Origin of the sequence: Hoeflea sp. YIM 152468 (genome assembly GCF_029210485.1) — a bacterium.
GTDB lineage: Bacteria > Pseudomonadota > Alphaproteobacteria > Rhizobiales > Rhizobiaceae > Hoeflea.
In genome coordinates, this window is record NZ_JARGET010000006.1 from 12400 (window position 1) to 23999 (window position 11600).

Annotated in this window: 10 protein-coding genes; 9 read left to right on the plus strand and 1 reads right to left on the minus strand. The window is 61.3% G+C overall.

What is annotated here, in order from left to right; translation table 11 throughout:
* Nucleotides 1-15: 15 nt before the first annotated feature.
* The 9 genes from PZ897_RS03995 to lpxB all read left to right on the plus strand — a co-directional run bounded on the left by PZ897_RS03995 (nt 16) and on the right by lpxB (nt 9833).
* A complete protein-coding gene (locus PZ897_RS03995; protein ID WP_275750164.1) occupies nt 16-759 on the plus strand; it encodes an isoprenyl transferase in 744 nt (247 codons plus the stop codon).
* On the plus strand, nt 759-1592 hold the full coding sequence (locus PZ897_RS04000; protein WP_275750166.1) for a phosphatidate cytidylyltransferase: 834 nt from the start codon (nt 759-761) through the stop codon (nt 1590-1592). The genes PZ897_RS03995 and PZ897_RS04000 overlap by 1 nt, the downstream gene beginning before the upstream one ends.
* Before the next feature lie 75 nt (nt 1593-1667).
* Nucleotides 1668-2798, plus strand: a complete 1131-nt coding sequence (rseP, locus tag PZ897_RS04005; protein ID WP_275750168.1) for an RIP metalloprotease RseP — start codon at nt 1668-1670, stop codon at nt 2796-2798.
* 207 nt (nt 2799-3005) lie between these two features.
* Nucleotides 3006-5378: an outer membrane protein assembly factor BamA gene (gene bamA / locus PZ897_RS04010; protein WP_275750170.1), complete on the plus strand. Its 2373-nt coding sequence runs from the start codon at nt 3006-3008 to the stop codon at nt 5376-5378.
* A gap of 50 nt (nt 5379-5428) precedes the next feature.
* A complete protein-coding gene (gene lpxD, locus PZ897_RS04015) occupies nt 5429-6493 on the plus strand; it encodes a UDP-3-O-(3-hydroxymyristoyl)glucosamine N-acyltransferase (protein WP_275750172.1) in 1065 nt (354 codons plus the stop codon).
* The gene (gene fabZ, locus PZ897_RS04020) at nt 6493-6960 is read left to right on the plus strand and encodes a 3-hydroxyacyl-ACP dehydratase FabZ (protein WP_275750173.1); all 468 of its coding nucleotides are present in this window, start codon (nt 6493-6495) and stop codon (nt 6958-6960) included. The genes lpxD and fabZ overlap by 1 nt, the downstream gene beginning before the upstream one ends.
* Nucleotides 6960-7790: an acyl-ACP--UDP-N-acetylglucosamine O-acyltransferase gene (lpxA, locus tag PZ897_RS04025; protein ID WP_275750175.1), complete on the plus strand. Its 831-nt coding sequence runs from the start codon at nt 6960-6962 to the stop codon at nt 7788-7790. Before fabZ ends, lpxA begins: the two co-directional genes overlap by 1 nt.
* 22 nt (nt 7791-7812) lie before the next feature.
* Nucleotides 7813-8685 carry a UDP-2,3-diacylglucosamine diphosphatase LpxI gene (lpxI, locus tag PZ897_RS04030; protein WP_275750177.1) on the plus strand — a complete coding sequence of 291 codons (873 nt, stop codon included), beginning with the start codon at nt 7813-7815 and terminating at the stop codon, nt 8683-8685.
* Entirely contained in the window at nt 8673-9833 is a 1161-nt protein-coding gene (gene lpxB, locus PZ897_RS04035; protein WP_275750179.1) for a lipid-A-disaccharide synthase, read from the plus strand. The genes lpxI and lpxB overlap by 13 nt, the downstream gene beginning before the upstream one ends.
* Nucleotides 9834-10055: 222 nt before the next feature.
* Here lpxB and gltA read toward each other — a convergent pair whose 3' ends face one another.
* A complete protein-coding gene (gene gltA / locus PZ897_RS04040; RefSeq protein WP_275750180.1) occupies nt 10056-11345 on the minus strand; it encodes a citrate synthase in 1290 nt (429 codons plus the stop codon).
* Nucleotides 11346-11600: the final 255 nt, after the last annotated feature.

The following is an 11600-nucleotide window of genomic DNA, read 5'->3' on the forward strand; positions in this document are numbered from 1 at the left end:
GAAATGATCAATACCATGCGCTCCGAAGAACCAGTCTCAATGCCACGGCATGTCGCCATCATCATGGATGGAAATGGCCGCTGGGCCAATGCGCGCGGACTGCCGCGGACTGCTGGCCATCGGGCCGGTGTGGAGCGGGTGCGCGAGACCGTGCGTACCGCCGCCGAGGCGGGCGTCAAATACCTGACGCTGTTTGCGTTTTCCTCGGAAAACTGGAACCGCCCGAAGGAAGAGGTGTCCGACCTCATGGGTCTGCTGCGCTACTTCATCCGCAGGGATCTGGCCGAACTGCACCGCGAAAACGTCCGCGTACGGGTCATCGGCTGCCGCGCGTCGGTACAGCCCGATATCCGGGCCCTGCTCACCGAGGCCGAGGATCGAACCCGTGACAATACCGGCCTGTCCCTTGTGATCGCGTTCAATTACGGCTCCCGCAATGAATTGGCGCGCGCGGCGAGATCGATCGCCGAGCAAGTCAAGTCCGGTGCGCTCGATCCCGCATCTATCGATGAAACCACACTGGCGAGCTATGTCGATACCGTCGGTATCCCGGATCCGGATCTGGTGATCCGCACCAGCGGTGAACAGCGGCTGTCGAATTTTCTGCTCTGGCAGACCGCCTATTCGGAGTTTGTGTTCATGCCCTGCCTGTGGCCGGATTTCGACCGTCAAGCCTTCCATGAGGCGCTGGCGGAATACTGCCGGCGCGACCGCCGCTTCGGCGCGGTGTCCGCGCCCGAACTCGCGGTCGGCTCCTGATGTCGCGCGAACTGCGGTTGAGGATCGTTTCCGGGGTTGTCCTGGGAATTGTTGTCTTGGTCTTGACCTGGGCCGGCGGCGTCTGGTTCCGGGCGCTGGCGGTGAGCATCATGGTGCTGATGCATTATGAGTTTTCCTCGATGATCAACGCGCCGGCCAAGGCGCCGCTTGCCAACGCCATCGGCTGGCTGGCGATCCTGGCCACATCAGCTTTCATTCTGACCTCTCAGCCGTCCATGGCGCTGGCCGCCATTGTCATCGGCAGCTGTGGCGCCGTGCTGGCCGGCCTGGCGCGCGGCGGGGTGTGGTCGGCCACGGCGGTGCTCTATGCCGGCATGGCCGGCCTGGCGCTGGCGGAAATTCGCGGCGAGGGCGTTTTCGGTCTGTTTGCCATGATGTTTCTTATCGCCATTGTCTGGGCAACCGACATTCTGGCCTATTTTTGCGGCCGGGCATTGGGCGGCCCCAAGCTTGCGCCGCGCATTTCGCCGGGCAAGACCTGGTCGGGCGCCATTTTTGGCACCGCTGCAGGCGTGGGGGCGGGCCTTGGCGTTGCTCTGGCTGTGCGCCATGGCGGTGGCTGGATGATTCCGGCAGTCGCTCTGGTGCTGTCGGTTGCCTCTCAAATCGGCGATCTGTTCGAGTCCTGGGTCAAGCGCCGTTTTGGCGCCAAGGATTCAAGCCAGCTGATTCCCGGCCATGGCGGCGTCATGGATCGGGTCGATGGTCTTGTCTTTGCCGCATTTGCAGCTTTTCTGTTGGGCAGCCTGCTGCCGCTTGCCGACCATGCGGGCGTGGCTGACGAGCTTGCCGCAAGGTTGCTTGGACTATAATTCGCACAGGCGATTCTGATCGCCGCAAAGGCAATGGACACCTGCACCCATGCGTCACGATAAGGAAACGACCTCATGGAATTTCTGACTTCGTCGGCGGGAAGCATCCTCAGCGCCCTGCCGCCGTTCCTGCTGGTGCTGACGATTGTGGTATTCTTTCACGAGCTGGGACATTACCTGGTCGGCCGCTGGTGCGGTATCCGGGCGGATGCCTTCTCGGTCGGCTTCGGCCCCGAACTCATCGGCCGCACCGACAGGCACGGCACCAGGTGGAAGCTGTCGCTCATTCCACTGGGCGGATATGTCAAGTTTCGCGGTGACGAGAACGCCGCCAGCCTGCCCACCGGTGGAGAGGCTGCGCTGAGCGGGGCCGACCGCGCCGGTTCTTTTGCCGCTGCCGCCTTGTGGCGCCGCGCCGCAACCGTGGCTGCCGGTCCGATCGCCAATTTCATCCTGGCAATCGCCATTTTTGCGGTCATGTTCGGCCTCAATGGCCGTATGATTGCCGATCCGGTGGTTGCCCAGGTGCAGCCGGCCAGCGCCGCTGAAGCCGCAGGCATTCTGCCGGGTGACCGCTTCGTTGCCATCGACGGCGTCCAGATCGAGATCTTCGACGACGTGCAGCGCTATGTCAGCGTCCGCCCCGAGACCGTCATCACCATAACCATGGAGCGTCAGGGCAAGCTGGTTGATCTGAGCGTCACACCGACGCGAACGGAAATCTCCGACAATTTCGGCAACAGGATGGAGGTCGGCCGGATTGGCGTGGTCACCAACAATGATGCCGGCAATTTCCGGGTTCGGGAATACGGCCCGCTCGAGGCTGTGGGCGAGGGGGCGGCGCAGAGCTGGTACATTGTCACCCGCACCATCGGCTATATCGGCAATATCGTCACCGGACGCGAAAAGGCCGACCAGCTGGGTGGCCCGATCCGCGTGGCCAAATACTCCAAGGACATGTCGACACTGGGTCTTGCCGCGCTGATCCAGCTCGCAGCCGTGCTCTCGGTGTCGATCGGACTGCTCAATCTGATGCCGGTCCCGATGCTCGATGGTGGTCATCTGGTGTTTTATGCCATTGAGGCGGTGCGCGGACGCCCGCCGGGTGAGGCGGTGCAGGAATGGGCCTACCGGTTTGGTTTGACCATCGTTCTGGCGCTGATGGTGTTTGCCACCTGGAACGATGTCTCCATGCTGATCGGTTGATAAGCGGTGCTTGGGCGTGCTAACGATTTGTTAATCTTGAATTTGCACAGACGTGGCCAATTCGTCACGCTTGAGAAGGAAGTAAACAGATTTTAACTCCGTCCCTTGCTTGTATGGTAAAAGCGGGTAAAACGGGCACAAGTCATGACTCACGACGCGTGCCTCCGTATCGGGGCATTCGAAAGTAAGAAAAAGGTAATAAGTTCAATGAAGGCCGGTTCAAACCTTTTGAACGCTGTGTCAGCTGTAGCGCTGACGGCGGGTATCGTGGTGACAGGCGCGGGGGCAGTGACCCTTGCCGGAGTTGCAATTGCAGAGGCAGCGGTGATCAGTCGTGTGGATGTGCGGGGCAATTCCCGCGTTGACGCATCGACAGTGCGTGGCAATCTGACGATTTCGCCGGGTGCAAGCTTCAACAACAACGACATTGATGAATCGGTGAAGCGGCTGTTTGCCACCGGCTTGTTTTCCGATGTCCAGATCAGCGTTTCCGGCTCGACCCTGATTGTGACCGTCGCAGAGAACCAGATCATCAACCAGGTCGTCTTCAACGGCAACAAGAAGATCAAGGACGCCAATCTCAAGCAGGTCGTCCAGAGCCGCCAGCTTGGCGCTTACAATGATCTCATTCTTCAGGCCGACGTTCAGGCCATTCGCGATGCCTATGCGGCCATCGGGCGCAGCGATGCGACCGTGACCACGCGTCTGGTCCCGGTTGACGGCGGTCGCGTCAATCTGGCGTTTGAAATCAACGAAGGTGACCGCACCAAGATTTCCACCATCAATTTTGTCGGCAACCAGGCGTTTGGCGACGGTCGTCTGGCAGATGTCATCACCACCAAACGGTCTGGCTTGCTGTCGTTCCTGTCCCGCAAGGACGTGTTCGACGAAGACAAGTTGCGCGCCGACGAGGAGCTGTTGCGCCGGTTTTACTACAACCGCGGATACGCCGACTTCCGGGTGATTTCTTCCTTTGCCGAACTGGATGAGACCAACAACGAATATGTGGTCACCATCACCGTGGAAGAGGGCGAGCGCTATGTCTTCGGCGATGTCAGCATCGAAAGCACCGTTCCCGGTATTGATGGCGAATCCCTCAAGGGCCTGATCGAAACCCGCAGCGGCTCGGTCTACAGCGCCAAGGATGTCGAGGACACGATCCTCGCGATTTCTGATCGCGTTGCCACCCAGGGCTATCCCTTTGCCGAAATCACGCCGCGTGGCGATCGGGACTACACCAACCGCACCATCTCGGTGGTCTATCTGGTTGACGAGGGCACCCGCGCCTATGTCGAGCGGATCGAAATCCGCGGCAATACCCGCACACGCGATTATGTCATCCGTCGCGAATTTGACCTGTCCGAAGGCGACGCCTTCAACCAGGTTCTGGTGCGCCGTGCCAAGAAGCGTCTCGAAGACCTCAAGTTCTTCTCCTCTGTCGATATCTCCACCCAGCCGGGCTCGCAGCCTGATCGGGTCGTGCTGATTGTCGACGTGAAGGACCAGTCAACCGGTGAATTCGGCGTTGGCGGCGGCTATTCCAACTCGGATGGTTTCACCGCGACAGTGGATATCAGCGAGCGCAACTTCCTCGGTCGCGGCCAGTACATCCGCGCCTCGGTCGGCGGCGGCACCGACTCGCGCGAATATTCGGTCTCCTTCACCGAGCCCTATTTCCTCGGCTACCGTCTTGCCGCAGGGTTTGATCTCTTCAAGACCACCGACTCGAGCTACAACGGCTTTGAGGAAGACGTTCAGGGGATCAATTTGCGCATTGGTGCGCCGATCACCGAGAACCTTTATCTGACCACTGCTTTCAAGTATTCTGAGACCAAGTACACCGGCATCTCGACCGTCACGTCCTATCCGGAACTGAATGCGATCACGCGCACCATCGCCAATGGCGGCCATGATACCGGGGCCTTGTCCTATACGCTGTCCTACAGCACGCTCGACGACCGGATGCTGCCGCGCGAAGGTATTTCCGCACGGATCACCCAGGAATATGCAGGGCTCGGGTTCGACTCGGACTATTTCAAGACCACCGCCAAGGCCAGCTATTTCCATATGCTGTCCGAATCGGGTGATCTGATCGGTCAGCTGTCGGCGGGTGCCGGCCATGTCACATCGACCGGCGGCGGCAATCTGCGTGTGTTCGACCATCTGTTTGTCGGGCAGGAAACCATTCGTGGTTTCGACACCCGCGGCATCGGCCCGCGCGTCTTCGACAGCACCGGCACCACCAACATCGGATCCGCAGGCGGCACAACCTATTTCAACGGTTCGGTGGAAGTCTCTGCGCCGATGCCATTGATCTCGCGTGATCTCGGCCTTCGGCTCAACGTCTTCGCCGATGCGGCAACGCTTTATGGCAATGACATTGCTACTGGCGACTTCACGTCCGGCGGCGTTACCCAGACACTGGTTGGCAACAGCATGGACTGGCGCGCTTCGGTCGGTGCCGGCATCACCTGGGCTTCGCCGTTTGGTCCGCTCCGCATTTACTACGCAGAGCCGGTCGCCAAAGAGAGCTACGACGACATCAAGAAGTTCGGCTTCGGCGCTTCCACACGCTTCTGATTTTGATACGGGTGGCGGTTTGCCACCCGGTCCTTCCTTCCGGTTTCCTTATGGATAAACATCGCTTTTTTCCTCCGCATGAAGGCATTTCGCTTTCGGACCTTTCCAGTCTTTGCGGAGCGGAACTGGCCGATTCGGGTTTTGCCGGACGCATGGTGTCGGGCATCGCGCCATTGTCGCGCGCCGATGCGTCAGAAGTTGCTTTCGCACAGTCTCGAATGGCATTGCCGGATCTGGCAAAGTCCACCGCCGCGGCTGTTTTCGTTTCCAGAGCCATGGCCGCCCATGTGCCCCAGGGCGTGGCGGCGCTGATCGTCGGATCGCCGCAACTGGCATTTGCGCTCGCCGGCGCCGCGCTGGTGCCATCCATGGTCCGGCCGCAGCGTTTGACAACAGAAGCCGGCGTGGCATCAACCGCCAGCGTGGATGCCTCTGCCCGTCTGGAAGACGGTGTTGTAGTTGAATCTGGCGCCGTCATCGGCGCAGGCGTTGAGATTGGTTCCGGCACGGTGATTGGGGCCGGGGCCGCCATTGGCGCCGGCAGCCGCATCGGCCGTCACTGCCATGTTGGCCATGCGGCAACCGTCCAGCACGCGCTTGTCGGCAACCATGTCATCATCCACCCAGGTGCGCGCATCGGCCAGGACGGGTTTGGCTATACGCCCGGCCCGCGCGGGTTGGAAAAAACGCCGCAGATTGGCCGGGTGATCATTCAGGATCATGTCGAAATCGGTGCCAACAGCGCAATCGACCGCGGCGCGCTCGACGACACGGTCATCGGCGAGGGAACAAAGATCGACAATCTGGTGCAGATTGCCCACAATGTCCGCATCGGCCGGCATTGTGTCATTGTCTCCCAGGTTGGCATCGCCGGCAGCACGACCATTGGCGACCGGGTCATGATCGGCGGGGCGAGCGGAATCAACAGCCACGTGACGATCGGCGATGGTGTGCAACTAGCGGCGATGAGCGGTGTCGCCGGGGATGTTCCGGCAGGCGCACTGTGGGGCGGACAACCGGCGCGCCCGATGCGCGGATTCCTTCGCGATGCGGCCGCGGCCAATGAACGTGCTTTTGCCAGAAAAGGCAAAAAGGAAGTTGAAGAGGACAAATAATGGAAACTGCGGCAAATAGCCTGGAAACGGCTGATATCCGGGATATAATGGCTTTGTTGCCCCATCGGTACCCGTTCCTGCTGGTGGACCGGATCGTCTCCATCGATGGCGACACCTCTGCCATCGGCATCAAGAACGTGACCGCCAACGAGCCGCATTTCACCGGCCATTTCCCGGAAAATCCGATCATGCCGGGCGTCTTGATCGTCGAGGGCATGGCGCAGACCGCAGGCGCAATCTGCGCCAAGGCTGCCGGTGGCGGCAAGAACCTGGTCTATTTCATGACCATCGACAACGCCAAGTTCCGCAAGCCGGTCGTCCCCGGCGACAGGCTTGAATACCACGTCGAAAAGATCAAGCAGCGCGGCAACATCTGGCGGTTCCATTGCGAGGCAATGGTCGACGGCGTCAAGGTGGCCGAAGCTGATATAGGAGCCATGCTGGCTTCGCAAGAAAGCGAGAGCTGATGACAATTACCGCGCCTGCCGCCCTGAATTTGGCCCGCATTCACCCCTCCGCGGTTGTCGAGGATGGCGCCATCCTTGGCTACAATGTTGAAATCGGTCCGTTCTGCCACGTCGGGGCGAAAGTCCGGCTTGGCGATCATGTGCAGCTGATGAGCCATGTGGTTGTGCAGGGGTCCACCACGATTGGTGAAAAGACGGTCGTGTTTCCGCAGGCGGTTCTTGGCTGTGCCCCGCAGAACATTCACTACAAGGGCGAAGACACCGAACTGATCATAGGCCGGTCCTGCACCATCCGCGAAGGCGTGACCATGCATCCCGGCATGCCCGCATCCGGCGGCAAGACCACCGTCGGCGACCATTCGATGTTTCTGGCCTACTCGCACGTGGCGCATGATTGCCATGTCGGCGACCATGTCATCCTGTCCAACAATGTCATGCTGGCGGGACATGTCAGCATCGGTGACCGGGTGATCATGGGCGGTGGGGCTGCGGTCCACCAGTTCGCCCGTATTGGCCATCACGCCTTCATCGGCGGGTTGGCGGCGGTCAACAATGACGTCATTCCCTACGGCATGCTCAACGGCAATCCGGGTGTGCTGATGGGGCTCAACATCATCGGCATGCAACGCGCAGGCTTTGACAAACCGGCCATCCATGCCGTGCGGCGCGCCTTCAAGGCGATCTTCGACAACAGCACGCCGATCCGGGACAACATCGCCCGGGTCCGCGACCAGGCCGACAAGAACGCCGCCGTGGACGACATCATTGCCTTCATTGATGCCGAAAGCGAGCGCGCCCTGTCGTCGCCGGCCCGGGGGCAGCGGGGCTGATCCGGTGACCGCGGCAACCGCCATGCCTGACCTCAGCGGTCGTCTGGCAATTCTCGCCGGCAAGGGCCGGTTTCCGGTCCTGGTAGCCCGGGCCGCGCGGGACATGGGGCACAATCCTTTCATCGTCGCGATCCGGGGCGAAGCCGATCAGGACTGGTCGGGGTTTGACCATTGCCAGATCAGCATCGCCGACCTGGCGCAACTTGCCAGGACCATTCGCCGGGAGGCGATCGGATCGGTGGTGTTCGCCGGCGGCATTGACCGGCGTCCGGACCTCGCGAATCTGCGGCCGACCTGGCGCTCGCTGATGGCGCTGCCGGCATTTCTACGGGTGTTTGCCGCCGGCGGCGATGACAAGATCCTGCGGTTTGCCATCAGGGTGCTGGAGAAGGAAGGCGTGAAGGTCCTGGCCGCGCAGCAGATAGCGCCTGATCTGCTTGGCACGCCGGGGCCGCTGGCACAGATGCGCCCCGGCAAGTCGGATTGGCGCGATATCGAAGCCGCCGGCGCCGTGGCGCTTGCGCTCGGTCGCCTCGATGTCGGGCAGGGCTCGGTCTCTGTGGGCGGTCGCGTCATCGCGCTTGAGGGTCTCGAAGGCACCGACGCCATGCTTGCGCGTGTCAAGGAGTTGCGCGCCAGCAAGCGATTGACCGTCCCGGGTGGGGTTCTGGTCAAGATGTGCAAGCCGGATCAGGATGAGCGTGCCGACCTGCCGTCGATCGGCCCGTTGACGGTGATCAATGCGCATGCGGCGGGTCTGGCCGGCATCGCGGTGGAGGCCGGCCGTGCGCTGGTGCTCGAGCGCGAGCAGGTGATTGACGAGGCCAACCGGCTGGGTCTGTTTGTGATTGGCATAAAGCCAGCCAACCCGGAGGCGGTGCAATGTCAGCCCTAAAACTCGCGGTCGTTGCCGGCGAACCTTCGGGCGACATTCTGGGGGCCGAACTGGTGCGTGCGCTCGCCGTTGAAACCGGCCGGCAGCCCACATTGATCGGGGTTGGAGGCGACCGCCTCATCGCCGAGGGCCTGACCTCTTTGTTTGACTACAGCGAATTGTCGATCATGGGCTTTTCCGCCGTCATCGCCAATTTGCCCAAGCTGATCCTCCGCATCCGCCAGACCGCGGACGCCATCATTGCCGCCCGGCCTGATTGCCTGCTGATCATCGACAGTCCGGATTTCACCCACCGCGTCGCGCGCAAGGTCCGCCAGGCGCTGCCCGGCCTCAAGATCATCAATTATGTCTGTCCCACGGTGTGGGCCTGGAAGCCCGAACGGGCGCAAGCCATGCGCGGCTGGGTGGATCACGTGCTGTCCGTTTTTCCGTTTGAACCGGCTATTGTCGAAAGCCTTGGCGGACCGCCGCTGACCTATGTCGGACACCGGCTGATCGACGATCCCGGTTTGAATGCCGCACATCGGGCCCAGCAGGCCCGCAGGCAGGCGCCCGCGCCCAAAGGGCCGCCCATGTGTCTGATCCTGCCGGGATCGCGTCGTGGCGAGGTTGCGCGCCTGAGCGCTGATTTCGGCGCCGCCGCCGAATGTCTGACACAGATCAATCCGGACATGACCTTCGTGCTGCCCGCCGCCGCCCATGTCGAGCGCCAGGTCCGCGACCAGGTTCTGGGCTGGGACGTCAGTTGCAGGGTTGTGACCGGGGATGCCGCCAAGTGGCAGGCTTTTGCGCAGGCCGATGTGGCGATTGCCGCGTCCGGCACGGTGCTTCTCGAACTGGCTCTGGCCGGTGTTCCGCACATGTCGTGCTACAAGCTCGACCCGATTGCCCGGCTGTTGTTCAACATGGTCACCACATGGACCGGGGCTCTGCCCAATCTGATTGCCGGTCATGTTGTCATCACCGAGTATTACGACAACCAGGTCAGGCCCGAGCGGCTGGCAATTGTTGCCGACCAGCTGGCCGGCAATACCCTGCACCGGGCCGCCATGCTGGCTGATTTCGATCTGGTCCGCGAGCGCATGCAGATCGGCCAGCCAGCCTCACAACTTGCCGCCAAAACCCTGCTCTCAGTTATCGGACGCTGATCAGCGCCGACAGACCGGCGGGCGGTAAGCAGGGTGGTGTTGGGCCGGTGCGCCCCCGAAAGACAGCGCCACGTCCGGTTGCCAATCTGTGGTTCTGGCAGACTGCCAGGCTGCAACGCCAGCTTCCCGTCAAGCCAGGCCTGACACAGGCCAGCAATAAAAAGGCGCCCGAAGGCGCCTGTTTATCGGGGTGTCCGGTGGCCGCGATGGCGGCCATCTGGGTCAGCGCTTGGAAGTCGGCACGTAATCGCGTGTCGGTTCGCCGATATAGAGCTGGCGCGGGCGTCCGATCCGCTGGTCCGGGTCCTCGATCATTTCGCTCCACTGGGCGATCCAGCCGACCGTGCGGGCCAGCGCAAACAGGACGGTGAACATGGTGGTCGGGAAGCCGAGCGCCTTGAGCGTGATGCCGGAATAAAAGTCGATGTTGGGGTACAGTTTCTTCTCGATGAAGTAGCTGTCGGTGAGCGCGATCCGTTCGAGCTCCATGGCCACTTCGAGCATCGGATCGTCCTTGATGCCGAGTTCATTGAGCACTTCATGCGTGGTCTTCTGCATGATCTTGGCGCGCGGGTCGTAGTTCTTGTAGACACGATGACCAAAGCCCATCAGCCGGAAAGGGTCATCCTTGTCCTTAGCGCGCGCGATGAACTCGGGTATCTTGTCGACAGAACCGATTTCGGACAGCATGTTGAGTGCCGCCTCGTTGGCGCCGCCATGGGCCGGACCCCAGAGGCAGGCGATACCCGCTGCAATGCAGGCAAACGGATTGGCGCCCGACGAGCCGGCAAGACGCACGGTCGATGTCGAGGCGTTCTGCTCATGATCGGCATGCAAGATGAAAATGCGGTCCATGGCGCGGGCCAGCACCGGATTGACCTCATAATCTTCACACGGCACGGCAAAGCACATGCGCAGGAAGTTCGAGGCGTAGTCGAGATTGTTGGTCGGGTAAATGAAGGGCTGGCCGATATGGTATTTGTAGGCCATTGCCGCCAGGGTCGGCATCTTGGCAATCATCCGCATCGAGGCAACCATCCGCTGATGCGGGTCGGTGATGTCGGTTGAATCGTGATAAAACGCCGACAGCGCGCCGACACAACCGCACATCACCGCCATCGGGTGGGCGTCACGGCGGAACCCGGTGAAGAACCGGCTCATCTGCTCGTGCACCATGGTGTGGCGGGTGACGCGATAATCGAAATCGGCCTTTTGCGTGGCGGTCGGCAGTTCGCCGTAAAGCAGCAGGTAGCAAACCTCCAGGAAATCGCCCTGTTCAGCCAGCTGATCAATCGGATACCCGCGATGCAGCAGAATGCCGGCGTCGCCGTCGATGAAGGTGATCTTGGATTCGCAGGAGGCCGTGGAGGTGAAGCCGGGATCGTAGGTGAAGGCCCCGGTGTGCTTGTAAAGTGCGGCGATGTCGACAACGTCGGGGCCCAGTGTTCCGGACTTGACTGTAAGGTCGAGTTCCTTGTCCTCGATAGTGATTTTTGCGTTCTTGTCTGCCATGGCATGTCCTTCCACAAATGCAGGCGTCGGGCCCATGGCCGACGTCTTGGATGACCGTCACGCGTTTAGCTATATGATTTGCCGCAGCCTGCCAAGCTATGCGGAAGGCTAATTGCATGCTGCGCCACGCCCAATCCAGCGGCCACGGCGCCATTCTGGGCAAAAGATAACGTCTTGGAATTGTGCCCAAAACAGCCTGAAATCGGCAGCGGATTGGTTGCGCGCGCCGGCGCGGGGTGGGCGCAGGATCTGCAG